This window comes from Pseudomonas sp. MYb2 (assembly GCF_002979955.1).
Taxonomy (GTDB): Bacteria; Pseudomonadota; Gammaproteobacteria; order Pseudomonadales; family Pseudomonadaceae; genus Aquipseudomonas.
Genome location: NZ_PCQC01000025.1, coordinates 23,173 through 48,925, shown reverse-complemented (window position 1 = coordinate 48,925; position 25,753 = coordinate 23,173). Strand labels below are relative to the sequence as shown.

Here is a 25,753-nt window from a genome sequence, read left to right as displayed (position 1 = left end):
TCACTCCGGCAACAGCGTGCCGGGGTTGAGGCGCCCGGCCGGATCGAAATGTTTGCTCAGCGCCTGCAAGGTATCCATTGCCAGTGCGCCCTTCTCGCGCAACAGGTACAGCGCGTGATCCTTGCCGACGCCGTGCTGATGGCTGATGGTGCCGTGGTTGTCGACAATGGTCTGGCTGGCCGTGTGTTTGAGCGCTTTCCAGCGCGCCAGCGTCGCCGGATAGTCTGCGGCCGGGCGAAACACGTAAGTGGTGTAGATGCTCGAACCTTCGCCGTAGACGTGGGACAAGTGGGTGAAGACATGCACGCGCTCGCCCTCGGCGGCCAAGGCGTCGCGCAGGCTGGCTTCGATGAGGTTGAGCAGGTTGTCGACGTTGCTCCAGTCGGTGGCGGTTTCGAGGGTGTCGACCACGTAACCGGCGTTCCACAGGTTCTCGCGCAAGTAAGGGAAACGGAAGCGGTTCTGCGCCCATTTCTTGCCGAGCAAGGTGCCGGTGAACACGCCGCAGAAGGCTTTGAGGTGTTGTCTCGCCTGTTTTAGCGACAGTGCGTTTTGTCGGCGATTGCCGGTGACGCCGAAGGTCAGCAGGCATTTGCCCTCTGCCGCCCCCCTTAGCTTCAGATACTTTTCCAGCCAGGCGATTTGTTGCGGATGACCGGCCAGTGCCAGTTGCGTTTCGGTTTCCACGGCGTTGGATAAACGCAGCATCGACAGCGGCACGCGTGCCTGGGCCAATTGGCGAATGGCTCTGAGAGCCTGCGGCCAGTCGGGGAGAAAAACGCCGTAGAAACGTTCATCGGCGGGCAGTGCACTGACGCGTACTTTCACCTCGGAAATGATTCCGAAACGGCCCTCGCAACCGAGCACCACTTCGCGCAGATCAGGACCCGCCGCTGAGGCCGGGAACGTTGGAATTTCCAAAGGCCCGGCAAAGGTTTCCAGCGTCCCGCCAGCAAATAATTGCTCGATCCGGCCATAGCGCAACGACTGCTGACCGCTGGAACGACTGGCCACCCAACCACCCAATGTCGACAGCTCCCACGACTGCGGGAAATGCCCCAGCGTGTAGCCCCGCGCACGCAGCTGACTTTCCACCTGCGGGCCACTCGCACCGGGACCAAACGTCGCCAGCAGGCTCTGTTCGTCGAGGTCGATCAGGCGATTCATCCGCGCCAGCGACACCGTCACCACTGGCCGCGCAGATTCCGGCGGATTGATGTGCCCGGCCACCGACGTGCCGCCGCCATACGGGATCAGGCACAAGTCCTGTTCGTGGGCGAGCGCCAGCAATTGGCGAATATGTTCAGCGGTCTCGGGAAACGCCACGGCATCGGGATAATTGCCCAGCGCACCTTCGCGCAACGCCAGCCAGTCCGGCAGGCTCTGGCCTCGGGCATGCAGCAAACGGTCGTGGGCATCGATGCTGTACAACGTGTGCGCCGACAACCGCGAGGCCGGCACACGCGCCAATGCGGCTTCAAGGGTCGAATCGGGCAGCGCACGCCCCTCGCCCAGTCGCTCATGAAGAAACTCCGCGCCCTGGGCCGGCAGTTCGACCACCGTGGTTGCATCTCCCCAGCCGTTCCAGCGTCGCATGCGTGTGTCCTTCTAACCGTCAGATCAGTGATATTTCAGGCCCCCATACTAGCCAGCGGCCGCAAAGTGTCACGGTCGCATCCGGCCAGTTCGTGTAGCCAATTGAGTCAAACGTCGCGCAAGCGTCAGCCATTTACTTTAGTCGGGGTTTCAAATTACCTTTCAGGCATTCATCCGCCCACGCGGCCGTCGATCAAAGGAAGGGATCATGCAATCGCTCGGCTTCACCTCAGTTCCGCCGCTGCTCAAATACCTGCGCCATGCTGAACAACTGGGCATGGCGATTGAACCTGCATTGGCGTCGGCGGGTTTGCAGGCGCAGCAGTTGAGCGACAACACCTTGCGTTTGCCCGGTGAGGCGCATGAACGGTTGCTGGATTATTTCTGCGAACACTCGGGCGATCCGTTGTTCGGGCTCAACGCGGCGAATTTCGTCCTGCCCAATTCGTGGAGCGTGCTCGGTTACATCACCATGAACTGCGCGACGTTGGGCGATGCGATGAGCCGGATCATGCCGTTCGAAAAACTGGTCGGCGACATGGGCGTCAGCCGCGCCGAGGTGCTGGATGGCCATGTGCATCTGATCTGGACGTGCCGTTATCAGCGTCCACGGATTCGTCGGCACCTGGTGGAAAACGTACTCGGCTCATGGCTGCAATATGCACGCTGGATCGCCGATACACAGATGTCGCCGGCCGGAGTCTGGCTCGAACATTCGTGCCCGGCCGAGGCTACGCCGGCGCAGTACGAAGCGTTTTTCGATTGCCCGGTAGTGTTTGATCAGGCGTATTCGGCGTTGATCGTGCCGCTGGCTTATTTGCAGTTGCCGTTGCGTCAGGCGGATGCGCAGTTGCTGCGCACGCTGGAAGAACATGCGCTGGGGTTGATGGCGACGCTGGAGGATGCGTCGCTGGAACAGCAGGTGAAGAGCATCCTGCGGCAGTTGCTCAAGGAAGGCTTGCCACGCAAGGAGCAGGTTGCCGAACAGTTGAGCGTTTCGGTGCGAACGTTGCAGCGGCAGTTGCATCAAGCGGGGACGTCGTATCAGCAGATTCTCGATGATTTGCGCCAGGAGCTGGCGGAGCATTATTTGCTCAACAGTACGTTGCCGATTCAGGACATTGCGCAGTATCTGGGGTTTACCGAACCGAGGTCGTTTCACCGCACGTTCAAGAGCCGTCGGGGGATGCCGCCGGGGGAGTTTCGGCAGATGCATCGGGGTTGATTGTTCTGGCCCCTTCGCTGGCAAGCCAGCTCCCACAGTGTCCGAGTCGTCCACAAAATCTATTACTTGCACATAAACCTGTGGGAGCTGGCTTGCCAGCGATGGCGTCAGTGGCAGCAACCGATTCCTACAGGTAAATCTTCGATACTTGAGCGCAATAAACATCCCGCACCACAGGTGTTTAAAGACACTCAGCGTTACGCGAAACACCCCACAAATCCTTGCGCCGTAACCTACGCCTGCGCCAGAATCCGCCGGCTTGTGCGCCCTGAGCATGCCGACGAACGCCGACCTCATGGCCACGCCCTATTCGCCCAACACGCTGTACATGGCCAACCCCGCGGCGAACACCGAATCCCTGCTGACCGACACCAGCGAAACCCTGGGTTCGGAGACGGTCATGCTCAACAACCATGCCGCGCAGGTTGAAGGCACCGCACCGCAAGACCCTGCAAGGCATCGCGCAAGTGGTGATGGTGGCGGAAATGGCGGTCAATCGCGTGCTGGACCAGTTAGTGCCGACCGAGTAACGCAAGAGCCCGCGGCCCAACAGGAAGGGTTGGATGGCGGGCTTCTTTTTGCGGTGTGTCATGTTCCCCTCACCCCAGCCCTCTCCCGAGGGAGAGGGGGCCGACCGAGGTGTCTGGCGCTATACATCGACCTGAATGACCGAGTCGATTATGGATTCGACCGAGCTGGTTCAGGTTGGTGTATCTCTCAAGCATCCCCGGATCGGTCCCCTCTCCCTCCGGGCGGTCCGACGTTTCGGGAGGGCTAGGGTGAGGGGCTTTTCGTTCTAGAGGCTAATCGCATTGGTAAACACCAACCGATTGCCAAACGGATCGGCAATCGTCATGTCCTGACTCCCCCACGGCATGGCCTGAATCTGCGGATGCGAGAACTTGTAGTCCTTGGCGATCAATTGCTGCTGAAACACCTCCAGCTCATCCGTCTCGATGCGCAACGCCGAACCCGGGCTCGCATCGCCGTGATGTTCGGACAGATGCAACACGCACTCACCGCGAGACACCTGCAGATACAACGGGAAATTCGCTTCGAAACGGTGCTGCCAGTCGATCTTGAAGCCAAGGAAGTCGACGTAGAATTCTACGGCCTTGGCTTCATCGAAGATCCGCAGGATCGGGGTGGTTTTACCGAAGCTCATGGGGTGCTCCCTGACTGGTTGGCCCGACAGTGTAGTTGGGCTGGATGTCAGCACTTCGGCTTGTTGCTGGCTTTCTTTAATCTCAGAGTGCCACTATGAGACGTGGATCAAAAGATCGCAGCCTGCGGCAGTTCGTACAGGGACATTGCGGTCAATGAAAACCTTCGCGCAAATCACCTTCGCGCGCCAGAAACCGCCCTTCCCTGCGCCCATTTGCCTGCCCGTCGCGGTAACTCAACACGCCATTAACCCAAACCCCGTCAATGCCCTGCGCCGCTCTTTGCGGATCGTTGAAATCGGCGACATCACGCACGGTCGCCGGATCGAACAACACCAGATCCGCCCAATAGCCTTCACGAATCTCGCCGCGCGCCTTCAAACCAAACCGCGCCGCCGACAACCCGGTCATCTTGTGCACGGCGGTGTGCAGCGGAAACAGCCCGACATCACGACTGAAATGGCCCAATACCCGTGGGAAAGCGCCCCACAGACGCGGATGCGGGAACGGGTCTTCCGGCAGTCCGTCAGAACCGACCATCGAAAGCGGATGCGCGAGGATTCTTCGTACATCCGCCTCGTCCATGCCGTAGTACACCGCGCCCGCGGGTTGCAGGCGTTTGGCGGCGTCGAGCAGCGGCAGGTTCCATTCGGCGGCGATGTCGATCAGGTCGCGGCCGCTGACTTGCGGGTGCGGTGTCGACCAGGTGATGGTGATGCGGTGGGCGTCGGTGACTTGCTTCAAATCCAGCGTCGAAGAACTCGCCGCGTACGGGTAGCAATCGCAGCCGACCGGGTGGGTTTTCGCGGCCTCTTCCAATGAAGCGAGGAGCTCAGGGCTGCGCCCCCAGTTACCCACACCTGCACACTTGAGGTGGGAAATGATCACCGGTGATTTGGCGTGGCGACCGATTTGAAAAGCTTCGTCCATTGCTTCCAGCACCGGGGCAAATTCGCTGCGCAAATGGGTGGTATACACCGCGCCAAATGCTGTCAGTTCTTCAGTCAGTTGCATGACTTCATCGGTGGAAGCGTTGTAGGCGCTGGCGTACGCCAGACCTGTGGATAAACCCAACGCACCGTCCTCAAGGCTTTCACGCAATTGCTCGCGCATCGCGGCAATTTCATCCGGGGTCGCGGTGCGGAACAGGTCATCCAGATGATTACTGCGCAGCGCCGTGTGGCCGATCAGTGCGGCGACGTTCAGCGTGGTGTTCGCTGCTTCGACTGCCGCGCGGTAATCGCTGAAGCGTGGATAAACAAACGCCGCCGCGGTGCCGAGCAGGTTCATCGGATCCGGCGGATTGCCCTTCAATGTCACGGGCGATGCGCTGATCCCGCAGTTGCCGACAATCACCGTGGTCACGCCTTGGCTGAGTTTTGGCAGCATCTCTGGCTGACGAATCACTACGGTGTCGTCGTGGGTGTGCACGTCGATAAAACCGGGCGCCAGCACGCGGCCGGCGGCGTCGATTTCTTCGGTCGCCGTGGCGTCGTGCAAGTCACCGATACGCTCGATGCGGCCCGCGCGAATCGCCACGTCGGCGCAGTAACCGGGGGTGTTGCTGCCGTCGATGATCAGGGCATTACGAATCAGGGTGTCGTACAGCATGTCAGTCTCCCAGCGGCAGGTGATCGTCGCCGCCACGGTATTCGTCGAGGGCCAGTTTGATGCGCCGCAGACGTTCTTGATTGTCTTCAGGATTGGCCAGCGCCAGCTCGGTAGCCAGCACGTCGATGGCGAGCAGCATGCCGTAGCGCGCCGCCGTCGGTTTGTAGATGAACGAAGTTTCTGCGCCTTGCAGCGGCAGGACGATGTCGGCCAGTTCCGCCAGCGGCGAGTCGGCGCGGGTGATGGCGAGAATGCGTGCGCCGTAGTTGCGCGCCAGTTCGACAGTCTCAAGCAATTCCGGGGTGATGCCGGTCAGCGAACAGACAATCACCACTTGTTCGGCGTTGAGGCTGGCGGCGGTGACGCGCATCATCACCGCGTCATGGCACACCGCGATCGGATAGCCGAGGCGCACCAGCCGCACTTGCAATTCATCACTGCAAAGCGTCGAGCAACCGCCCATGCCGAAGGCATGAATCATCCGTGCCTGACCGAGCAGTTTCACCGCATCGGCAAAACGTGATTCGTCGAAACCGGCCAGATGCTGACGCAACGTGGTTTCGATATCGCCGACGATCTGCCCGTAGAACGCCGACTGCTCTGGCGTGCCCGCCGGGTCAAGAAAACGGCTGCCAACGCCGCTGGCCTGAGCCAGTTGCAGGCGCAGATCACGCAAGTCGCGACAGCCGACCGTACGGGCAAAACGCGACAGCGTGGCGGTGCTGACTTCGGCACGTTGTGCGAGGTCTTCGAGGCTGGCGCTCGCGGCAAAACCGACGTCATCGAGCATCAAACGGGCGATGCGGCCTTCGCCGGCGCTGAAGGAATCCTGGCGGGCGCGGATCTGGTAGAGGATGTCCATGGGCGGCAGGCTCCGGTTACAGCAAGTAAGAAAGGCCGACGGTCAGGCCGAACGCAACTACCGAGATAAGCGTCTCGAGCACGGTCCAGGTCTTGAACGTCTGCGCGACCGTCATGTTGAAGTATTCTTTGATCAACCAGAAGCCGCCGTCGTTGACGTGGGAAAAGATAACCGAGCCCGCGCCGGTCGCCAGCACCAACAGTTCTGGGTGTGGATATCCCAGACCAATGGCCACCGGCGCGACCACGCCGGACGCGGTGGTCATGGCCACGGTCGCCGAGCCTGTGGCGATGCGCATCAGCGCGGCGAACAGCCAGCCCATGATCAGCGGCGACAGGTGGAATTCATGAGCGAGGCCGACGATCTGATCGGTGACGCCAGCGTCGACCAGAATCCGGTTCAAACCGCCGCCAGCGCCGACCAGCAAGGTGATGCTGGCGGTGGGTGCCAGGCATTCGTTGGTGAACTTGAGGATCGATTCACGGTTGAAACCCTGAGCGATACCCAGCGTCCAGAAACTCAGCAAGGTCGCCAGCAGCAAGGCAATCACTGAGTTGCCGATGAACAACAGAAACTGGTTGAAACCGCCACCCGGCGTGGAAATCAGGTTCGCCCATCCGCCAATCAGCATCAACACCACCGGCAACAGAATGGTCGCCATGGTGATGCCGAAACCCGGCAGCTTGTCGCGCGGTTCGCGGTCGAGGAATTGTTTTTCCAGCGGGTTATCCGCCGGCAATTGAATGCGCGGCACGATGAATTTGGCGTACAGCGGCCCGGCAATGATCGCGGTGGGAATGCCGATGGCAATCGCATACAGCAAGGTCTGCCCGACTGAAGCCTGATAAGCCTGCACCGCCAGCATCGCCGCCGGGTGCGGCGGCACCAGCGCATGCACCACCGACAGGCCCGCGACCATCGGCAACCCGACCATCAGAATCGACACACCCACGCGTCGCGCCACGGTGAACGCAATCGGCACCAGCAAGACGAAACCGACCTCGAAGAACAACGGCAGCCCAACCAGAAACGCGATGCAGACCATCGCCCAGTGCGCGTTCTTCTCGCCGAATTTATCGATCAGCGTGCGCGCCATCTGCTCGGCACCGCCGGACTCGGCCATCATCTTGCCAAGCATCGTCCCCAGCGCCACCACCAGCGCAATATGCCCCAGCGTCTTGCCCACCCCGGCCTCATACGCCCCCACCACACCCGACGGCGGCATGCCCGCCACCAGCGCCAGGCCGATGGAAATCAGGGTGATGACGATGAACGGATTGAGCCGGTAACGGGCGATCAACACGATCAGCGCGATGATGGCGACGGCGGCATAGACCAGCAGCCAATAGCCGAAGGAAGGCGTCATGCGGTACTCCTCGAAAGGGTCACGTTCGAATGGGTTGTGAAACTCATAAATCATTTCGAGATCGAGATTTCAAACCGCATGAAAGTAATTTTCGTGGAGAGGTAAGGTGTGTCGCTAATGGATATGTCTTGTCGCGATTAATGAAAATCGCGGGGCGGGATTTTCATACTTATGCAGCCAACGCAAACCCTGTAGGAGTGAGCCTGCTCGCGATTGCGCCATTTCAGCCAACATGATCATTGGCTGAATGACCGCTATCGCGAGCAGGCTCACTCCTACAGTTTGATTGCATTGCGTCAGGTGCAACGCGGATAACCTGTGGTGTTTACAAGGGTTGGTGGACGACTCACACCATTTCGTTACGAATCCATTCAACCACCGACGTACGCTTCGGCACCCAGCCATAGACATGTTTTTCAAATCCAGCCAAGCGCTATACTCGCCTGACAACCTCCCGGAGTACCTGCCATGAGCCCCACGCCTCGTACCAAAAAAAAACTGACAACCGAAACGTTGATCCGCGCAGTTGCCAGTTCGACAGCCATCGAGACAGGTCAAAGCGTGGAAACCATTGAGCGCAAACTCAAACTCAGGTCCAGTAAGTTCCTGCACTTGTCCCTGGCCAAGTAGTCCCGCCTCAAGTCCATAATGCCTGCCGGACCCAATACTCCATGGGTTCGTAGTTGCAGTTCAGCCCTTGGTTGATGGCTGCAAAATAAGCCTCTTTGTTTCGTTCCCAACTGCTGTAGTCCAGCGGCACGTAGCCCGCCTGAACGGCCATGACATCCGCCAATAATCGCGACAAGCGCCCATTACCTTCGCGAAAGGGATGAATCAGGATGAACTCGACGTGCGTTACAGCGATGGCGCGAATCAGGTTCTCATCCAGATCGGGACCACATGGCGTGTATTTGGACAGGCAGTCCTTTTCAAATCCATCGAGCAATCGAGGAATTTACGGCGCAGCAGCAAAGAAAAATCCATCTTTGCCCAAATTTACCGCGCGGACATCGCCCGCCCATGGATAGATATTCCCGAGCCAGTGTCGATGCCAATCCTTCAGATCCTGAACAGTGATTGACCGATCAGGCAAATGCTCGATGAGCACAGACTGGTAGAGCTTTTCCAACAAAACCAGCTCTGCATCATCCATGTCTTCGGGTTCGATAATTCCCAGTTTATTGCTCAGCACTTGCTCATTCGAGCCGGGCTGAAAGCTGCTTTGCGCCCCTTCTGCTTCATATCGGTCAATCATCCTTGTACCTGCTGAACTGGCAATGTTCAGAGCACCATAGGTCTGGCGTGACACAAGCGCAAAGCCCGAAACGAAAACGGCTGCCCGATGGCAGCCGCTCTAAAGGGTGATAACAAAGCCCGGCGGGGCTCAAACAGTAATCACACCATTTCGTTACGAATCCATTCAACCACTGACGTGCGCTTCGGCGCCCAGCCCAGCAGTTCGCGCGCATGTTTGCCGCGCACTCGGCTGTTGGAGCCGAGGCCGTAGTTGGCCATTTCGTAGCCCCATTCGGCTTCGGCGTCTTTCAGCGGCCAGTCTTGTGGTTGGCCCAGGTTCAGCGCTCCGGCCATGGCGGTGGTCATGTCGATGAACGAGGCTTCGCCGCTTTCGACGAAGTAGAAAGTACCCGGGACGTTTTTGGTCAGTGCCAGCAGATACAGGGCGACGACATCTTCGATGTGCACGTTGGACCAGATGTTCTGGCCGGTGCCGACGTGGCGCACCACGCCGCTTTTGCGAGCCTGTTTGAGCAGTCGCGGCAGTTGCACGCTGTCGCGATTGACGCCCAGGCTGTGGCCGTAGATCAGCGTGTTGCAGATCACTGCCGAATTCACGCCGTCCTTCGCCGCGGCGAGGATCAGGTTGTCGATGGCCACGCGTGCGGCCTTGTCGACGGTCGGTTCTGGCAGGTTGTCTTCAACGTAGATGACGTCACTGGACTTGCCGCCCGACGCATCGCCAACGATGCTCGAACCGCTGGTGTGCAGGAACACTTTGTTCGACCCACGTAACGCGTCGAGCAAGGCTTCGACGGCGCCGCGATGGTCGCTGCTGGCGGCGTTGATTACCGCATCGGCGGCGCGGGCCTGTTCGGTGAGCAGTGCTTTGTCATCCAGAGTGCCGATAACCGGGGTTATGCCCAGCGCTTGCAGCTCGGCAGCCTGTTCGGCGCTGCGCACCAACCCGGTGACGTTATGCCCGGCCTGAACCAGACCGGTAGCGATCGAGCCGCCGATAAAACCGGCAGCGCCGGTGACGAATACGTTCATGGAGAAACTCCCTGCGTGAGTAAGTGATGGGACGAGTATCGGCCCGTGAGCCCGAGGGAAAAACCCGCCCTCGGCCAATTCACTGTTGCGCAGAGGTCACGAATCAGCCCTTGAAATCGGCGCTGGCGTAGGCGGCGAGTTTGCTCTGGATGAAGTCGAGGAAGCACTGAATGCGCAGCGCCAATTGCGAGTTACGGTAGTACACCGCGTTGATCGGCTGGCGATAACCGCTGTTGAATTCGCCGAGCAGGACTTTCAAACGGCCGGCACGGATGTCGTCGATGGTCATGAAGTGCGACAGGCAAGCGATGCCCTGCCCTTCCAGCGCCAGATGCCGCACAGTCTCGCCGCTGGAGGCGCTGATCGCCGGTGTGATTGGCCAGCGGTCGCCGTGCACATAGCGCAGCGGCCATTGGTTGAGGCCTTCGTTTTGAGTGAAACCGAGCAAGGTGTGTTCGCCCAGGTCAGCGACTTGCTGCGGCGCGCCGTGTTTTTCCAGATACGCAGGGCTGGCGACGATCAGCAGCGGACTGCAACCGAGCGAGCGCGCGTGCAGCGTCGAATCGGCGAGGGTGCCGATGCGGATGGCGATGTCGGTGCTTTGTTCCAGCAGGTCAATGATCAGGTCATTGCTGTTGAGTTCGAGCTGGATGTCCGGATAGAGACGACGGAATTCGTCGATGTACGGAACCACCGCGTGGAGCATAAATGGCGAGGCCGCGTTGATGCGCAGGCGCCCGGACGGGGTTTGCTGGCGTGACGACAGGCGTTCTTCGAGTTGGTCCATCTGGTCAAGAATCAGCTTGGCGTGTTCGAAGAAGTACTTGCCCTCTTCGGTCAGGTCCATGCGCCGCGTGGTGCGGTTGATCAGCGTGGTGTCGAGCTTGGCTTCCAGCTTCGACAACGTGCGACTGACCGCCGACGGCGTCTGCCCGACCTGCTCGGCGGCGGCGGAAATGGAACCGCACTCGATCACACAGACGAAAATCTGCAACTCATCGGATCTGGCTTTCACGGGTGTCCTCTTTGAGATCGCCAAGATCGCAGCCTGCGGCAGCTCCTACATGTGAACGCTGCAGGAGCTGCCGCAGGCTGCGATCTTTCGCTGTTACCGCCGATAGTAGCCCTAAATCACTTAAGCCTTAAGGCCAAACACCTCGGTCAGATGCTGCTCGTAACGCGCCACATCCCCTTCGATGTTTGGGCGTTTCATCACGTCCACACACAAAAAGGTCGGCAACCCGGTCATGCCCAAAAATTCATTGGCCTTGTGGAACGGGAAGTACACCGCGTCCACACCTTTGGCTTCGAAGAAATCCGTCGGGTCATCGAAGGCTTGTTGCGGTGCGTTCCAGGTCAGCGACAGCATGTATTGCTTGCCCTGAATCAGACCGCCGCTGCCGTATTTCTGCGAGGCATCGGAGCGGGTGCGGCCATCGCTGGCGTAGAGGCTGCCGTGGCCTTCGGTGAAGACTTCATCAAGGTACTTTTTCACTGTCCACGGCGCGCCCATCCACCAGCCCGGCATCTGATAAATGATCACGTCGGCCCAAAGGAATTTGGCCACTTCTTCCGCGACGTCGTAACCCTCGTCGATAAAGGTGGTTTTGACGTCGAGCCCGCCACGGTCGAGCACACTGAGCGCCGCTTCATGCAGGGTGGCGTTGTAGCGACCGTCGGAGTGAGCGAATTTTTTACCGCCATTGAGCAACAATACTTTTTTCATGAGAAAGCCTCGGCGCAGCCATTCGACTGGGTGGAGAAGGGAAACTGGAATGGCGGCAGATTAACGATCCTTCTCGCGCGGAATAAGCCGTGATTGCGCAAAATACATTTGACTGAAAAGCACGAATCGAATGCCGATTATTGCCCTAGCATGCGCGACCATCTGCATTTGAGGAGCTATTCGAGATGAGTGAACGCCAGGGATTTATCCTGCACGCCAAGACCCGCCCGGAAAAATCCGCGGCTTTTGAAGCACTGTTCCGCGCCTATGTTGAGCCGAGCCGCGCCGAGCCCGGCTGCATCGAATACCACATGCTGCGCGACAAGGAAGACCCGACGCTGTTCATCTTCTACGAGATCTGGGCGAGCCAGGCGCATCTGGATGTGCATTCGAACCTGCCGCACATGAAGGCATTTTTTGCCGAGCGCATGGAATATCTGGAGCGCGATTTCGACATCCGCCCGATCGACATGCTCAGCGATTCATCGGCTAACCGCTGATCAACAAATGGGCGCCGAGCGCGCCCAGTCCAATGAAGAACACCCGCTTGAACAACACAGCGCTGATGCGTTGCCGCAGCCATTGGCCGAGCAACATGCCCAGCACCGCCGGAATCAGCGCCAGCAGCGAGGCGCTCAATTCACCGCCGCCGAGTGCGCCACGCCAGAGCAGGCCGCCGGCCAGCGCCAGGGTCGAGACGGTGAACGACAGGCCAAGCGCCTGCACCAGTTCGTCACGGCTCAAACCCAGCGCCTGGAGATAGGGCACCGCCGGAATCACGAACACGCCCGTGGCGGCGGTGATGATGCCGGTGATCAAACCGCAGACCGGGCCAAGCCAGCCTTCATGGCGGGGGTTTACGCTGAGCGTCGGCAGCAACAAGCCGCTCAGCGCATACAGCAACAACGCCGCGCCGAGTCCGCGCACCACCCAATGTCCGCCGGCCATGCCGATCCACAAGGTGCCGATGCCGGTGCCGAGGAAGATCGTCAGGAGCATTGGCCAGAGGCGTTTGATCAGGCCTTTTAAATGTCCGCCGAATGCCAGTTGCCAGAGGTTGGTCAGCGTCGCCGGGATGATCAACAAGGCGGCTGCCTGCGAGGGCGCCATAGCCAGACCGAGCAGGCCCATGGCGACGGTGGGCAGGCCGAGGCCGATGATGCCTTTGATCAGGCCGGCCAGCATGAAGGTAGCGATGACCAGCAAGGACAGGGTCAGGCCGAGATTTTGGTAGATGTCTGCGAGTATGTTCATGGCGTTACTGTGCGCCAGTCGGGCCGGGGTGAAAATCTGCCATATACTGAGGTTGCCTCTCTATTTGCAAGAGGCTGTAATTTTTATTGCGGCTTCTGGCCCCATCGCGAGCAGGCTCACTCCTACATTAGATCTGTGGCGAACACAAAACCTGTAGGAGTGAATCTGCTCGCGATGGGGCCGGCTTAATCACCACAAAACCGGCTGCCGACATGCACTTCGACCTCACTGACCTGCGCCTCTACCTGCACATCCTCGACACCGGCAACATTACCGCCGGCGCTGCTCGCAGCCATTTATCGCTCGCCGCTGCCAGTGCCAGAATCCGCGCCATGGAAGCCTCGCTCGGCATCGACTTCCTCGAGCGTGGTCGTCGGGGCGTCACCCCGACACCTGTCGGCAAGGCCCTGGCGCAACACGCCCGCGTGCTCCTGCAACAGGCCGAGCGCATGCAGCAGGATCTGGCGGATTACGCGCAAGGCGTCAAAGGCCAGGTGCGCCTGTTGTGCAATACCACGGCGATCACCGAGTACCTGCCGGAAGTGCTCGCCGAATTCCTGCAGCGCCATGCCAATCTCGACATTGATCTGCAGGAACTGCCCAGCGCACGTATCACTCATGCGTTGCGCCAGGGTGCCGCCGACATCGGCATCGTGTCCGACGCGGTCGACACCAGCGATTTGCAAACCCGGGCGTTCCGCGACGATCCAGTGGTGCTGATCCTGCCACCCGAACATCCTCTGTCCGGCTTGAGCGAGGTCAGTTTCAGCGACACCTTGCGCCACGACTTTGTCGGGTTGCGCGCCGACAGCGCGTTGGCGGTGTACCTGGAGGAACAGGCATTGCACGCGGGCGCACGGATGCAGATTCGGATTCGCGCCGACGGTTTCGATGGCGTGATGCGTATGGTCGCGTCGGGCGCGGGCATCGCCATCGTGCCGTTGGCGGCGCTCGAGCGCGCGCCCTTGCCAACCTGCAAAAGCCTGGCGCTGAACGAGCCTTGGGCGCGGCGTAAATTGCTCTTGTGCGCCCGCGAATTCAGCGCATTGCCAAGTTATGCCAGAGCTCTGCTGGACACCTTGTCTGATGCTTGAAGGGCGCGCATTGCCGGTTGATCACACGAGCCAGTATTTCTGCAAAATAAGCACAAGGAATAGCTTGCAAGGTACGTATACATACGTACTATATCGCCAGAGCGAACGTGTTGCCCGATACCGTTTTCGCACAACGACAACGGACAAGGAAGAACGGATCGGCTCCCAATGACCTACATGGAATGAGGTGACGCTGTGGTTGATTCAACGGAGTTTCGTAATGCAATGGCGATGCTGGGGAGTGCCGTCACCATCGTCACAACCGATGGCCCCGCCGGGCGTTTCGGGTTTACCGCTTCGGCGGTGTGCAGCGTGACGGATTCGCCGCCAACGCTGCTGGTGTGTGTCAATCGCTCGTCGTCCAATCACGAGCATTTCAAAACCAACGGCGTACTGTGCGTGAACGTGCTGACCGGTGGCCATCAATCGACTTCCGGGGCGTTCGCCAACCGGCAGTTGACCATGCAGGAGCGCTTTTCCAGCGTCAACTGCCAGACGCTGGTGACCGGTTCGCCGGTGATTGCCGAGGCGTTGGTCAGCCTTGATTGTCGCGTCGCCAAGATCGACGAGGTTGGCACTCACAGCATCTTTTACTGTGAAATTCTCGAACTGCAGCACAGCGAAGCCACGGAAGGCCTCGTCTACTTCAATCGCAATTATTACCGTCTGAACGACGAATTGCGCCTGGCCCCGGATCAGTGATTACGCCTGCGGGCCGACGTGCGCCAGCGCTGCACGTCGGCCTGACGGGCAAAACAGGGAAGTGCCCATGCTATTCAATGAAGACAACTTCGCGGATATCGACCTGAACCTGATCATCACCTTTCTGGTGTTGTTTCGTGAGCGCAGCGTTTCGCGCACTGCCGAGCGCCTGAACGTCAAACAACCCGCCATCAGTGGATCGCTCGCGCGTCTGCGCAAGCGCTTCGATGATCCGTTGTTTCTGCGTTCGTCGCGAACCATGCACCCGACCTTCAAAGCGCAACAACTGGCGCAGGCGTTGAGCCCGGCGATCAGTCAGATTGAAGCGGTGATTCGGCTGTGATCTTGCGGGAGCGTGCTCCCGCAAGGCTTCAACTCATGACGCGGATTTCAGACCCGAGGCATACTCGATGCGGGCCCAGAACGCGGGCAAAAAGCACTCACTGACCAGCAGCGGCGAGCCATTGCGGGTAAATCGCGAGCGCCGCGCCAACAGGCGTTTGGCCTGTGGCGCAAAGCGATGGGACAGTGCCGCCAACGGCGCACCGGGGGATAACAAGGCACACTGGAACGGCTCGCGCAGGGTCTGCTCCGAAGCGTAGAGAATCTCGGCCAGTGGGCGTCCGCCGTAGTTATTCAACTCTGCCCAGTCGCTGTTCAACGCAGGCATGCTGGTCAGACTGCGCGCCGTGACGCACGCCTCGCCATCCAGCTTCATCACCACTTCACGCACCCAGCCCGTGCTCTGCGCGGGCACGTCCAAGGCGTGCGCCTCATCCGGGTTGAGCACGCCCTGGAACTGCTCGACGACTTCGATGGAGTAGGCGCCCATGGCTTTCAAGCGCGGTGTCAGTGCGCCCGGCAGAAACAGCCAGTGATGCTCCGCGCCGGTCAATTGCGCCAGTGGTCGCGACGACCAGTAATGACTCGTATCCATAACTGCACTCAACCTCCCTGTTGATCGTCAATCCGTTGCTGACGCTGAAGAACGGGTCCTTCAGCGTCGCGTTGTCGTTGTCACTCTGTACTGCTGTCTTCGGTCACTTCGTGCTTGCTGATCACATCAACGGTCTGCTCATCGAACTTGACCGCTGTGAGCAGCGAATCGAGCAGGCCGGGAAACCGCACGTCCATGTCTTCGCGACGCAGCGACAGCAGGTTTTCCCGACCGAAAGGCCGTTGCCAAATCAGACCGCTGTCACGCAGCACTCGCCAGTGGTGAGTCATGGTCGACTTCGATGCGCCTCGAAGAATCCGGCCGCAAGGATGTTCCTGGCCATCGGCCAACACTTTCAACACGGTCAGACGCAATGGGCTGCCCAATGCAGACAGAACATTTTCAAGAAGAATCTGATCCTGATTGGGGTGATTCGGGACGTTCATAGGTAGGTACCTTTGATGATATAGGCGGGAGAAAACTTGCTTGAATTCGTCTATACGAGAACAGTAAGACTATACACAACAAGCCCTTCTCCCGCGACAGCCGTCCCGGTGGCTACGGCACGTCTGAAACTACAGTCCAGCGCTCTTCTCGCCCTGCAGCGGCGGCTCCTGGAACCCGCCGCCCAGCGCTGCCATCAAGGAAATCGAGCTGTCGATGTGCTTGCTGTTGAGGAACGCCAGGCGCATCTCGTCCTGAATCAATTGTTGCTCGATGTTTAGCGCATCGAGGAACGTATCCTCCCCGGCCTTGTAGCGCGACTGCGACAGATCGTAAGACGACTGGGCAATCGTGCAGGCATCACGCTGCACAACAATCTGCTGCTCGAATGAGCGCAGTTGTGTCACCGATATCGCCACTTCGTGCAGGGCCGAACTCAGCACGCGGTTGTACTGTGCAATTGAGCTGTCCAGCTGTGCATTGCCAGCCTTGAGGTCGGAGCGCAGACGCCCGGCATCGAAGATCGGCAGCGTCACCGTTGGCGCAACGTTCCAGAACTTGCTGACGCCGGCGAACAGCGCGTCCCCGGTCAGCGCGTGCGAGCCTGCAGCCGCGACCAGATTGATGTTGGGATAGAACGTGGTCTTCACCGCGTCGATGTTTTTGTTTTCGGCTTCGACGCGCCAGCGCGCCGCAACGATGTCCGGACGGCGCCCGAGCAGTTGCGCCGGCAATTGCGCGGGCAACGCCACGACGCTGGCTTGCAGACTCGCCGGGCGTTCAATGGTCTGCGCCCGATCAACGCCTTTGCCGATCAGCGCCGACAACTGCAACCGGGCGATTTCGATGTCCTCGTTGGCGCCAATCAGTGTCGACTCCGAACGCGCCTTGAGACTCTGCACCTGCTTGAGTTGCGACAGGTTATCGAGCCCCGAGCCATAGCGTGAATCGGTCAGCTCGACCAGTTTGCTCAGTCGCTCCAGATCGCGGCGATTGAGTTCCGACACCTGCCAGGCATACGCCAACTGGTTGTAGGCCTTCACCACATTGACCGTCAGAATCAGGCGCGACGATTGCAGATCGACTTCTGCGGCCATCGCGCTGTTGAGCGCCGACTCCCAGGCGGCACGCTGGCCGCCCCAGAGGTCGAAGGTGTAGTTGAAATTGACCGCCAGGTTGCGCGCGGTGAAGTACTGGTGCCCCTCGCCGCTGTAGTCCTCGAACTTCGACAGGCGACCCCGCGTGACTCCGGCCGCCGCGTCCATCTGCGGGTAGCGTTCGGCGTCGCGCAAGTCGAGAAACGCATTGGCCTTGGCCACCCGCGCCGTGACTTCCTGCAAATCCGGGTTGCTCGCATAAGCCTCCTCGATCAGCGCGCCGAGGCGTGGATCACCCAACGATGCCCACCAGTCGCTGCTCGGCCATGCGGCCGGCGGCAAGGTGTCTTTGAGGCTGTCGGAAGGCGCGTCACCAAGCGACAACAGTTTGCCTTGGTGATTGATCCCGGCGTAGTTCACACAACCCGCCGACAACAGGATCGATACCGCCAGAGGCGCCAGCATGAAGCGTGTAATCCGATACATGAAAACGTCCTCAGAAGGTGGTTTGCGGCGCACTGGCCAAAGCGGTTTCAGGGACGCTGGCCGGCTGCTTGATCGAGCTCAGCAAGGTGTAGACCGACGGCAGAATGAACAGGGTGAACAACGTACCGATGAGCATCCCCACCACGATCACCAGGCCCAGGCCGAAACGGCTGTTGGCGCCGGCACCACTGGCGAACAGCAACGGCGCCAGACCGACCACCATCGCCGCAGTGGTCATCAGGATCGGCCGCAGGCGGACTTGCGCGGCGTGCTGAATGGCTTGTACACGGTCCATTCCCTCCTTGCGCTGCAGTTCGTTGGCAAACGCGACCATCAGAATCCCGTGCTTGCTGATCAACCCGATCAGCGTGATCAAACCGATCTGCGTGTAGATGTTCATCGAGGTCATGCCCAGCGCCAGCGGCACCAGTGCGCCACAGATCGACAGCGGCACGCTGATGAGGATGATGAACGGGTCGCGGAAGCTCTCGTACTGCACGCTCAGCACCAGGTAGATGATCACCAGGGCCAGACCGAAGGTGAACGCCAGGCTGTTGCCTTCCTGCACGTATTGGCGCGCGTCGGACTGCCAGTCGAAGCTGAAACCGGCGGGGAAACTTTCCGATTGTTTTTGCAGGAACTCCACCGCAGCCCCCAGCGTCACGCCCGGTGCCGGAATGGCCTGGAACGTCGCGGAGTTCTGTTGATTGAACTGGGTCAGGCGATTCGGCTCGACCTTGACGCTGAGGGTTGCCAGCGTCGACAACGGCACCGGATTGCCCTTCTGGTCCTTGACGTAATAGAGCTTCAGGGTTTCCGGGGTCAGGCGGTCCGAAGAGATCGACTGTGGAATCACGTCATACGAACGCCCGTGGAAGGAGAACCGGTTGACGTACTTCTCGCCGATCAGACTGTTCAGCGTCTCGCCGATGTCCTGCATGCGAATACCCAGGGCGTTCGCCTTGGCGCGATCGACCTGAATCTCCACCACTGGGTTGTTGAAGTCCAGATCACTGTCGACCACCGCGAACAGACCGCTGGCCTGCGCCGCTTTCTTGAGCTGATCCATCACGTTGAACAGCGCCAGGTAATCCTGATCGCTGCGGATCACCATCTGCACCGGCAAGCCACCGGTGGAGCCCGGCAGAGGCGGCATCTGGAAGACGAAAATGCTCGTGCCTTCGATCTGGTTCACCCGAGCCTGCAAATCCGGCTGAATGGTATTGGCATCGCGGCCACGTTTTTCCCAATCCACGAGGTTGATCCCGCCGACGCTGTTGGACAGGCCGTCCGTACCGTTGGCCACCCAGTTGCTGTAACCCTCGGGAATTTCGTTGAAAGTCTCGTAGAGCTTGTGCGCGTAGGCCTCCAGGTAGTTGAGGTTGGCGTGCTGTGGCGCCTTGATCGCGGTCAGCAGAATGTTCTGGTCTTCCAGCGGCGCCAGTTCGGTCTGCGCCGAGCGATAGAGGAACGGCAGGCTGAAGAAGATCACCAACGCCACGGTCAGACTGATCCAGCGCTTCGCCAGCGAACCGCCGAGCAATACGCCATAACGACGCGACAGGTTCTGGAAGAAGCGATCGGCCTTGACCGCCATGAACCCTTCGCTGGTTTTCGCATCCAGCAAACGCGTGCTCATGATCGGCGACAAGGTCAGCGCGACGATACCGGAAATCACCACGGCGCCAGCCAGGGTCAGTGCGAATTCCTTGAACAGTGTGCCGGTCAGGCCGCCCATCAAACCGATCGGGGCGTACACCGCCGCCAGCGTGAAGGTCATCGCCACCACCGGCCCGGCCACTTCCCGCGCACCGATCAACGCCGCATCAAACGGTGTCTTGCCCTCCTCGATATGCCGGTGGACGTTTTCCACCACGACGATGGCGTCGTCCACCACCAGCCCGATGGCCAGGACCATGGCGAGCAGGGTCAGCAGATTGAGACTGAAACCGAACATCTGCATGAGCATCGCCGCGCCGAGCATCGACAGCGGAATCGTCACCAACGGAATCAATACCGTGCGGAACGTGCCCAGGCAGAGGTAGATCACCAGCACCACGATCACCAGCGCTTCGAGCAGGGTGTAAGACACCTCATCGATCGACGACTGAATGAAGTGCGCCACTTCGAAAGGAATCTGTACGGTCACGCCCGGTGGCAGGGTTTCCTGAATTTGTGGCAGCAATTCGCGCACACGCTTGACGATTACCAGCGGGTTGCCGGTGGGCGCTGCATCGAGACCGAGGAACAGCGCCGGCACATCGCTCATCGCGCCGCTGGTATCGGTAGACGCCGCATTCAGCTCGACCGTGCCGACATCGCGCACACGAATGATGTGGCCGTTATCGTTGCGCAGCACCATGTCGCGGAAGTCTTCCACGCTGTTCAGGTCCGTGTTGACCCGCAGGTTGCTGACCACATACAAGCCTTTGACCTGGCCGGGTGCAGCCTGGAAGTTGTTGCCCTCGATAGCGGTCGAAACGTCCTGTCCGGTCATGCCATATGCGGCCAGGCGTTGAGGGTCCAGCCACAGGCGCATGGAGAGTTTCTGCTCGCCCATGATGTTGATCTTGGCCACACCTTCGATGCCGGCGAACATCGGTTCGACGACGCGGGAAATGTAGTCCGACATTTCTGGAATGGTCAGGTTGGAACTGGCAAACGCCACGTAAGCAACACTGGTGAAACCACCCGAAGTGCGCTCGACCACCGGATCGTAGGCGTCCTTGGGCAAGCGATATTTGATCTGGTTGACCTTGGCCATGACCTCGGTCAGCGCCGCGATGGAATCACTGTTGAGCGCCATGCGGATCGTTACCTGGCTGCGACCCTGTGTCGAAGCCGAAGACAGATAATCGATGCCCTCGACCGAGGCCACCGCCTGGCTGATCGGCTGCGTGACGAAGCCCTGCATCAGCTCCGAGGAAGCACCCGGGTATTGGGTCGTGACCGTGATGGTCGACGTTTCCAGCATCGGATACTGGCGGACCGGCAGGTTCATCAGCGCACGCACACCGAACAACAGGATCAGCGTGCTGACCACCACGGCCAGCACCGGCCGGCGAAGAAAGAGGTCGGTGAAATTCATTTTTCCAGCCCGCTGAGTTTGAGAGCGATCGTGTCCGGGATACCTTCCACAGCGACGCCGTCATGCAGTTTCAATTGCCCTGAAGTCACCACCTGCGCGCCGTCGCTCAAGCCTTTGTCGACCACCGCCCAACCATCGCGACGCTCGCCGACCTTGATGCTTTCACGCTTGACCTTTTGCACACCGGCTTCGTCGGTGTAGACCGAGAACACACTCTCGCCATAGGCGTTGTAAGTGATGGCGGTTTCCGGAATGAGCAATTCGGCGGTTTGCGGCAACGTCACCGAAACCCGTGCATACATGCCCGGACGCAGCAGTTTTTTCGTATCGGTGATGACCGCTTGCACATTGATGGTGTGGGACTGATTGATCTGTGGATCGACCGCAACAATCTTCCCGGCAAACGTCTGGTCCGCCCAGGCATCGACCTTGGCCTGCACCGTCTGCCCCAGTTGCACTTGCGAGCCATCGCGCTCGGCGAGGGTGAAGTTGACTCGCAACACGCCGGGATCCGTCAGCGTTGCTACCGCACTGCCAGCCTGCAGATATTGACCCAGGTGCGCCTGGCGAATACCGAGGGTGCCGGCAAATGGCGCACGGATATGACGCTGGGCAATCTGTGCCTGCATCCGTTCCATGTCGCCTTTGGCTGCGTCGTATTGCGCCCGGGCACTGTCGAAAGCCCGACGGCTTTCTGCGCCGCTTTTGGCCAGCTCCTGAACTCGGACGAATTGCGCCTTGGCCGATTCGAACTCGCCTTTGAGGCGTACCAGTTCGCCCTGCTCCGGCGCGTCATTGAGTTTGAGCAACACCTGCCCTGCCGCCACTTGATCGCCGGACTCGAAATCGATGTCCACCACTTTGCCGCTGACTTCGGCCGAGACCAGCACCTGACGCTGCGCTTCCAGTTTGCCGATCGCTTCGAGGTAGTAGGTGTACGGTTGTTTTTTGGCCACGGCCAGACCGACCCGAGTACTCGGAATGCGCTGGTCGGCAGCGGCTTGCGGTGGCGCCCAGAAGCGCCAGCCGAGCACAGCGGAAAAGATCAGTACAAGGAGAAGAAAAACCAGCGATTTAATGATATTTCGGGCAAGCATATGGCACTCCCTTGACTCTTTATTGCGAGCACAAAAGTTCAGTTATTAAGAAAATAAAGGCTGTTGCACAAAACAGGCGCGCTATATATCCCTGTGGCAATGCACGTGTAACGCGCCTATTTTGTTAGTTATCTGTCAAGCCGCTGCCAGCGCATTGGTTTTATCCAGATAATATTTGCCGATACCGTGCAAGTTCAAAGGCGACAACGTGAAGTGCTTCGAACCGGTATGAATGTCGCGGAAGCAGCGTTCCAGGAAGTGCGACTTGTAAACCGCCTTCGAACCGGCCATCGAAAAGATCTGATTGACCGCGCTCACCGAATTTTCGGTAAGCACCGAAGCCGCCAGCCCGACCCGTGCGCTGACCGGTTCACCGAAGGTTTCACCGCGATTGATCACTTGGTGAATCGCGTCTTCGAGCAGCAACTGGGCGGTGTGCACCGAAGAGATCGCCCGGCCGGTTTTTTCGAAAATCACCCCTTCAAGGCCTGGGTCGGCATTGACTGCGCGGTCGTTGCGGAAGTGATCGACTGCGGCCCGAGCCACGCCCAGCACGGTGGACATCGCCGCCAGCGTGCCGAACTCGTAATAACCGGTGGCGTAGGCACGCGAACTGCGTGCCTCAGGGGATTGCTTGAGGCTTTCGGTGTTCAGGGAGAAGGCCTTGTTGACCAGCACCTGCGAGCATTCGAAGTGATGGCTGCCGGTGCCGCGCATGCCGAGGGTGTCCCAGGTCGGGAGGATTTTGCATTGGCTGGCCGGCACGAAGAACATCCGCACTTCTGGCGTAGTGTTGTTTTCGGTGCCTTTGACGGTGGCGGTGCAGACCAGCCAGTCGGCATGCGCCGAACCGCTGGCGAACGCCCAACGGCCACTGAGCAAGTAATCGTCACCCATCGGCAGCGCTTCGCCACCGGAGTGAATAGCACCGATGACAAAGCCGTCGCAGTGATTGTAGATAGCCTCAGAAGTGCTTTCCGGCAAGTAGTCGGAGAGTCGGCCCATGGCCACCTGCACCGCCAACTGCCAGGACAGCGAAGCGTCGTGACGGGCAAATTCGAGCAACAGGGCGGACGTGGTCTGGATATCGACCTGTGACCCGCCGAATGCCCTGGACACCGAAGTACGGCCAAAACCTTCCTTGAAAAATTGAGACATCACATCCTTGTGCGTCGCGTTCGTCTGCTCGCTGTAATCTCGGTGCTGAACGATCAGCGGATTCAGTGCACGCACCTTCTCAAGCCATTCACTGGATTCGGAGGGAAGGCTGTTCCATTGCATTAGATTCTTCATAACGGCTCCTAGCTATTATTTATTAAGGGTCAGCAGATGAAAAAACAGACAGAATTTTATTGTTGTTAAACCCCGATAAAAATGTACGTCTACAGTCGTACATTGACAAGCGTTATTATCAGACTTCTTGCATATTTCAGTAAAAGACCAATAACTGTCCGACAATAATTCCAGGCGCAAAGTGTCAGCCGAACTTGCACGCAAGTTACGGTCTGTACAGTTAATTTGTTACCTGGAGCCGGCGCGTCGGGCACTGACCTCTGAAAGTGATGCCCAGTCCTGATCGGCCTGACCATGGGCCATGCCATCGAGCAGGTTATCCTTCAACACACTGGCAAACGGCAGTGGCACCTGCGCAGCCTCGCCGGCCTCCAGCGCCAGGCGTACGTCCTTGAGCCCCAGCGACAGTTTGAATCCGGCAGGCTCGAACTGTTTGTCGACCATCAGTTTGCCGTAGCCCTGATAGACCGGAACCGCGAACAGCGTCGAGGTGATCATCTCGATGAAATCCGCGCGGCTGATCCCATAACCATTGGCCAGGGTCGAAGCCTCAGCGGTCGCTTCGATCGCGGCGGCAATCATCAGATTGGCCGAGAGTTTGGCCACGCAAGCGCTTTCAGCGTCTGCGCCGAACGGCCAGGTCTTGCGTCCCAGCACGTCAAACAATGGCTGTACCCGCGCCAGTGCATCAGCGGCCCCGGAAGCGAGGATATTCAGGTTGCCAGCTGCCGCGACGTCCACCCGCCCCAACACCGGTGCCGACACATAACCGACACCGCACGCCGTGTGCAAAGCTGCCATTTCCCGGGCCAGGGCGACAGACACTGTGGACATGTTGACGTGAACGCTGCCGGGCGCCAGACCGTCGATGGCGCGGGCATCCAGAAACACCGCACGAATCGCCGCATCGTCACCGAGCATCGAGATCAGCACCTCGGCGCGAGCCGCGAGCACCGGGCTGTCGACGGCTTCGGCACCGGCAGCGACCAACGCCTGTAACGGCGCCGCCGAACGGTTCCAGACGCGCACCCGATGTCCGGCTTTCAGCAGGTTCAGCACCATCGGTGCACCCATCGTACCCAACCCGATAAATCCCAGTTCCATGTCGTGCTCCCGTCTAGATGAGGTCTTCGAAATCCGTTCGAACGATGATCCACGATTGCGATTGTACGTGTACAGGCGTACATTTCAAGTGCCTCGAAGATTTAACCTTCGTGGCAGGGTTTCAAACAAACCTTTACCCAAGGCAAGGAGGCTTTATGCAATTCGGGATCTACACCGTTGGCGACGTCACGCAAGACCCTACCAACGCCCGTACCCCCAGCGAATCGGAACGCATCCAGGCGACCCTGCAAATTGCGCAGAAAGCCGAAGACATCGGTCTGGATGTTTTCGCCACCGGCGAGCATCACAACCCACCGTTCATCACCTCCTCTCCCACCACGCTGCTGGCCTACATTGCCGCGAAAACCCAACGCATCATTCTGTCGACGTCCACCACCCTCATCAGCACCAACGACCCGGTACGCCTGGCCGAAGAATATTCGCTGCTGCAAAACCTCTGCGGCGGGCGCATGGACTTGATGCTCGGGCGCGGCAACACCGCACCGGTCTATCCATGGTTCGGCAAAAGCATCAGCGACGGACTGCCGCTGGCGATGGAAAACTATCGCTTGCTGCATCGGCTCTGGCGCGAAGAAGACATCAACTGGAGCGGACGTTTTCGCACCCCGTTGAAAAACTTCACGTCCATTCCCCGTCCGCTGGACGACCTGCCGCCCTTCGTCTGGCATGGCTCGATCCGCACCCCGGAAATCGCCGAACAAGCGGCGTATTACGGTGACGGTTTTTTCGCCAGCCACATCCTCTGGCCGCGTGAACATTTCATGGCTCTGGTCGAGTTCTATCGGGCGCGTTTCGCCCACTACGGGCATGGCACGCCGGAGCAAGCCATCGTCGGTCTCGGCGGGCACATTTTCATGCGCCGCAATTCTCAGGATGCCCGCCGCGAGTTCCGTCCGTACTTCGACAACGCGCCGGTGTATGGCCACGGCCCATCCCTGGAAGAGTTCATGGAGATGACCCCGCTGGCCGTTGGCAGCCCGCAGGAAATCATCGACAAGACGCTGACTTTCCGCGAGTACTTCGGCGACTATCAGCGCCAGCTCTTTCTGTTCGACCATGGCGGTATTCCGTTGAAAACCGTGCTGGAACAACTCGACATGTTCGGCAAGGAAGTGCTGCCGGTGCTGCGTGAAGAAACCCGCAAACGCCGCTCGCCGCTCGCCGCCGAAGCACCGACCCACGCCAATCGCCTGGCACATCTGCAATCGCTGCAGATGCCGTCTGTCGATCAACGCCCGAACGCCAATACCGCGCAAGCGGACAGCGTCACCGGCCACTAAAACCGCAGAAAGCGGGCG

Annotated in this window: 24 protein-coding genes and 1 pseudogene; 7 read left to right on the top strand and 18 right to left on the bottom strand. The window is 59.5% G+C overall.

Annotated features, from left to right (window positions below; genetic code table 11):
- Positions 1-1,596 (bottom strand): FAD-binding oxidoreductase, encoded by a 1,596-nt coding sequence (locus tag CQ009_RS27235; RefSeq protein WP_105709255.1) that lies wholly within the window; start codon positions 1,594-1,596, stop codon positions 1-3.
- A gap of 208 nt (positions 1,597-1,804) precedes the next feature.
- On the opposite strand from CQ009_RS27235, the gene CQ009_RS27230 reads away from it, so the two are divergent.
- Both CQ009_RS27230 and CQ009_RS27225 read left to right on the top strand, forming a co-directional pair.
- Positions 1,805-2,821, top strand: a complete 1,017-nt coding sequence (locus CQ009_RS27230) for an AraC family transcriptional regulator (RefSeq protein ID WP_105709254.1) — start codon at positions 1,805-1,807, stop codon at positions 2,819-2,821.
- Between the two features lie 277 nt (positions 2,822-3,098).
- Positions 3,099-3,351 (top strand): annotated as a pseudogene (locus tag CQ009_RS27225) (DUF6124 family protein); the annotation flags it as partial.
- A gap of 266 nt (positions 3,352-3,617) precedes the next feature.
- On the opposite strand, the gene CQ009_RS27220 reads toward CQ009_RS27225, so the two are convergent.
- From CQ009_RS27220 to CQ009_RS27185, 9 genes are all read right to left on the bottom strand, one after another.
- A complete protein-coding gene (locus CQ009_RS27220; protein ID WP_064387845.1) occupies positions 3,618-3,986 on the bottom strand; it encodes a glyoxalase superfamily protein in 369 nt (122 codons plus the stop codon).
- Positions 3,987-4,137: 151 nt separating this feature from the next.
- Positions 4,138-5,595, bottom strand: coding sequence for an amidohydrolase family protein (locus tag CQ009_RS27215; RefSeq protein WP_105709253.1), 1,458 nt, complete (start codon positions 5,593-5,595; stop codon positions 4,138-4,140).
- Position 5,596: 1 nt separating this feature from the next.
- Entirely contained in the window at positions 5,597-6,457 is an 861-nt protein-coding gene (locus CQ009_RS27210) for a MurR/RpiR family transcriptional regulator (protein ID WP_105709252.1), read from the bottom strand.
- Between the two features lie 16 nt (positions 6,458-6,473).
- Positions 6,474-7,823, bottom strand: a complete 1,350-nt coding sequence (locus CQ009_RS27205; RefSeq protein WP_105709275.1) for a GntP family permease — start codon at positions 7,821-7,823, stop codon at positions 6,474-6,476.
- A gap of 637 nt (positions 7,824-8,460) precedes the next feature.
- The gene (locus tag CQ009_RS30295; protein WP_256585507.1) at positions 8,461-8,769 is read right to left on the bottom strand and encodes a Fic family protein; all 309 of its coding nucleotides are present in this window, start codon (positions 8,767-8,769) and stop codon (positions 8,461-8,463) included.
- A gap of 9 nt (positions 8,770-8,778) precedes the next feature.
- Positions 8,779-9,078: a hypothetical protein gene (locus tag CQ009_RS30290; protein WP_241091106.1), complete on the bottom strand. Its 300-nt coding sequence runs from the start codon at positions 9,076-9,078 to the stop codon at positions 8,779-8,781.
- Positions 9,079-9,218: 140 nt separating this feature from the next.
- Positions 9,219-10,112 carry an NAD-dependent epimerase/dehydratase family protein gene (locus tag CQ009_RS27195; RefSeq protein WP_105709251.1) on the bottom strand — a complete coding sequence of 298 codons (894 nt, stop codon included), beginning with the start codon at positions 10,110-10,112 and terminating at the stop codon, positions 9,219-9,221.
- Positions 10,113-10,215: 103 nt separating this feature from the next.
- Positions 10,216-11,127 carry a LysR family transcriptional regulator gene (locus CQ009_RS27190; protein ID WP_064387840.1) on the bottom strand — a complete coding sequence of 304 codons (912 nt, stop codon included), beginning with the start codon at positions 11,125-11,127 and terminating at the stop codon, positions 10,216-10,218.
- A 120-nt stretch (positions 11,128-11,247) separates the two neighbouring features.
- Complete coding sequence (locus CQ009_RS27185) at positions 11,248-11,838, bottom strand: NAD(P)H-dependent oxidoreductase (protein WP_105709250.1); 591 nt, start codon at positions 11,836-11,838, stop codon at positions 11,248-11,250.
- 185 nt (positions 11,839-12,023) lie between these two features.
- On the opposite strand from CQ009_RS27185, the gene CQ009_RS27180 reads away from it, so the two are divergent.
- The gene (locus tag CQ009_RS27180) at positions 12,024-12,338 is read left to right on the top strand and encodes a putative quinol monooxygenase (RefSeq protein WP_105709249.1); all 315 of its coding nucleotides are present in this window, start codon (positions 12,024-12,026) and stop codon (positions 12,336-12,338) included.
- Here the strand turns inward: CQ009_RS27180 and CQ009_RS27175 are convergent.
- The gene (locus tag CQ009_RS27175) at positions 12,328-13,092 is read right to left on the bottom strand and encodes a sulfite exporter TauE/SafE family protein (RefSeq protein ID WP_105709248.1); all 765 of its coding nucleotides are present in this window, start codon (positions 13,090-13,092) and stop codon (positions 12,328-12,330) included. The two genes, CQ009_RS27180 and CQ009_RS27175, sit on opposite strands and share 11 nt — an antisense overlap.
- A 212-nt stretch (positions 13,093-13,304) precedes the next feature.
- Here CQ009_RS27175 and CQ009_RS27170 point away from each other — a divergent pair, with 212 nt between their 5' ends.
- The 3 genes from CQ009_RS27170 (at position 13,305) to CQ009_RS27160 (ending at position 15,231) form a co-directional block, all read left to right on the top strand.
- On the top strand, positions 13,305-14,186 hold the full coding sequence (locus CQ009_RS27170) for a LysR family transcriptional regulator (RefSeq protein WP_105709247.1): 882 nt from the start codon (positions 13,305-13,307) through the stop codon (positions 14,184-14,186).
- Between the two features lie 195 nt (positions 14,187-14,381).
- Positions 14,382-14,888 (top strand): flavin reductase, encoded by a 507-nt coding sequence (locus tag CQ009_RS27165; protein ID WP_045123182.1) that lies wholly within the window; start codon positions 14,382-14,384, stop codon positions 14,886-14,888.
- A gap of 67 nt (positions 14,889-14,955) precedes the next feature.
- Positions 14,956-15,231: a LysR family transcriptional regulator gene (locus CQ009_RS27160; protein WP_064387835.1), complete on the top strand. Its 276-nt coding sequence runs from the start codon at positions 14,956-14,958 to the stop codon at positions 15,229-15,231.
- A 33-nt stretch (positions 15,232-15,264) separates the two neighbouring features.
- On the opposite strand, the gene CQ009_RS27155 is transcribed toward CQ009_RS27160, so the two are convergent.
- From CQ009_RS27155 to CQ009_RS27125, 7 genes are all read right to left on the bottom strand, one after another.
- Complete coding sequence (locus CQ009_RS27155; protein ID WP_064387834.1) at positions 15,265-15,825, bottom strand: chorismate lyase; 561 nt, start codon at positions 15,823-15,825, stop codon at positions 15,265-15,267.
- An 80-nt stretch (positions 15,826-15,905) separates the two neighbouring features.
- The gene (locus CQ009_RS27150) at positions 15,906-16,271 is read right to left on the bottom strand and encodes a helix-turn-helix transcriptional regulator (protein ID WP_064387833.1); all 366 of its coding nucleotides are present in this window, start codon (positions 16,269-16,271) and stop codon (positions 15,906-15,908) included.
- A gap of 129 nt (positions 16,272-16,400) precedes the next feature.
- Positions 16,401-17,852, bottom strand: coding sequence for an efflux transporter outer membrane subunit (locus CQ009_RS27145; protein ID WP_105709246.1), 1,452 nt, complete (start codon positions 17,850-17,852; stop codon positions 16,401-16,403).
- A 10-nt stretch (positions 17,853-17,862) separates the two neighbouring features.
- Entirely contained in the window at positions 17,863-20,940 is a 3,078-nt protein-coding gene (locus tag CQ009_RS27140) for a MexW/MexI family multidrug efflux RND transporter permease subunit (protein WP_064387831.1), read from the bottom strand.
- Complete coding sequence (locus CQ009_RS27135) at positions 20,937-22,037, bottom strand: efflux RND transporter periplasmic adaptor subunit (RefSeq protein WP_105709245.1); 1,101 nt, start codon at positions 22,035-22,037, stop codon at positions 20,937-20,939. The genes CQ009_RS27140 and CQ009_RS27135 overlap by 4 nt, the downstream gene beginning before the upstream one ends.
- A 135-nt stretch (positions 22,038-22,172) precedes the next feature.
- Positions 22,173-23,330 carry an oxidoreductase gene (locus CQ009_RS27130; RefSeq protein ID WP_105709244.1) on the bottom strand — a complete coding sequence of 386 codons (1,158 nt, stop codon included), beginning with the start codon at positions 23,328-23,330 and terminating at the stop codon, positions 22,173-22,175.
- Positions 23,331-23,558: 228 nt separating this feature from the next.
- Positions 23,559-24,434, bottom strand: coding sequence for an NAD(P)-dependent oxidoreductase (locus tag CQ009_RS27125; protein ID WP_105709243.1), 876 nt, complete (start codon positions 24,432-24,434; stop codon positions 23,559-23,561).
- A gap of 155 nt (positions 24,435-24,589) precedes the next feature.
- On the opposite strand from CQ009_RS27125, the gene CQ009_RS27120 reads away from it, so the two are divergent.
- Positions 24,590-25,735, top strand: coding sequence for an LLM class flavin-dependent oxidoreductase (locus CQ009_RS27120; protein WP_105709242.1), 1,146 nt, complete (start codon positions 24,590-24,592; stop codon positions 25,733-25,735).
- The last annotated feature ends 18 nt before the right edge of the window (positions 25,736-25,753 follow it).

Excerpts from the sequence above, each read along its gene's own strand:
- CQ009_RS27235 (WP_105709255.1), bottom strand. The coding sequence starts at position 1,596 with ATGCGACGCTGGAACGGCTGGGGAGATGCAACCACGGTGGTCGAACTG.
- CQ009_RS27230 (WP_105709254.1), top strand. The coding sequence starts at position 1,805 with ATGCAATCGCTCGGCTTCACCTCAGTTCCGCCGCTGCTCAAATACCTG.
- CQ009_RS27220 (WP_064387845.1), bottom strand. The coding sequence starts at position 3,986 with ATGAGCTTCGGTAAAACCACCCCGATCCTGCGGATCTTCGATGAAGCC.
- CQ009_RS27215 (WP_105709253.1), bottom strand. The coding sequence starts at position 5,595 with ATGCTGTACGACACCCTGATTCGTAATGCCCTGATCATCGACGGCAGC.
- CQ009_RS27210 (WP_105709252.1), bottom strand. The coding sequence starts at position 6,457 with ATGGACATCCTCTACCAGATCCGCGCCCGCCAGGATTCCTTCAGCGCC.
- CQ009_RS27205 (WP_105709275.1), bottom strand. The coding sequence starts at position 7,823 with ATGACGCCTTCCTTCGGCTATTGGCTGCTGGTCTATGCCGCCGTCGCC.
- CQ009_RS30290 (WP_241091106.1), bottom strand. The coding sequence starts at position 9,078 with ATGATTGACCGATATGAAGCAGAAGGGGCGCAAAGCAGCTTTCAGCCC.
- CQ009_RS27195 (WP_105709251.1), bottom strand. The coding sequence starts at position 10,112 with ATGAACGTATTCGTCACCGGCGCTGCCGGTTTTATCGGCGGCTCGATC.
- CQ009_RS27185 (WP_105709250.1), bottom strand. The coding sequence starts at position 11,838 with ATGAAAAAAGTATTGTTGCTCAATGGCGGTAAAAAATTCGCTCACTCC.
- CQ009_RS27180 (WP_105709249.1), top strand. The coding sequence starts at position 12,024 with ATGAGTGAACGCCAGGGATTTATCCTGCACGCCAAGACCCGCCCGGAA.
- CQ009_RS27175 (WP_105709248.1), bottom strand. The coding sequence starts at position 13,092 with ATGAACATACTCGCAGACATCTACCAAAATCTCGGCCTGACCCTGTCC.
- CQ009_RS27170 (WP_105709247.1), top strand. The coding sequence starts at position 13,305 with ATGCACTTCGACCTCACTGACCTGCGCCTCTACCTGCACATCCTCGAC.
- CQ009_RS27160 (WP_064387835.1), top strand. The coding sequence starts at position 14,956 with ATGCTATTCAATGAAGACAACTTCGCGGATATCGACCTGAACCTGATC.
- CQ009_RS27155 (WP_064387834.1), bottom strand. The coding sequence starts at position 15,825 with ATGGATACGAGTCATTACTGGTCGTCGCGACCACTGGCGCAATTGACC.
- CQ009_RS27150 (WP_064387833.1), bottom strand. The coding sequence starts at position 16,271 with ATGAACGTCCCGAATCACCCCAATCAGGATCAGATTCTTCTTGAAAAT.
- CQ009_RS27145 (WP_105709246.1), bottom strand. The coding sequence starts at position 17,852 with ATGTATCGGATTACACGCTTCATGCTGGCGCCTCTGGCGGTATCGATC.
- CQ009_RS27140 (WP_064387831.1), bottom strand. The coding sequence starts at position 20,940 with ATGAATTTCACCGACCTCTTTCTTCGCCGGCCGGTGCTGGCCGTGGTG.
- CQ009_RS27135 (WP_105709245.1), bottom strand. The coding sequence starts at position 22,037 with ATGCTTGCCCGAAATATCATTAAATCGCTGGTTTTTCTTCTCCTTGTA.
- CQ009_RS27130 (WP_105709244.1), bottom strand. The coding sequence starts at position 23,330 with ATGAAGAATCTAATGCAATGGAACAGCCTTCCCTCCGAATCCAGTGAA.
- CQ009_RS27125 (WP_105709243.1), bottom strand. The coding sequence starts at position 24,434 with ATGGAACTGGGATTTATCGGGTTGGGTACGATGGGTGCACCGATGGTG.
- CQ009_RS27120 (WP_105709242.1), top strand. The coding sequence starts at position 24,590 with ATGCAATTCGGGATCTACACCGTTGGCGACGTCACGCAAGACCCTACC.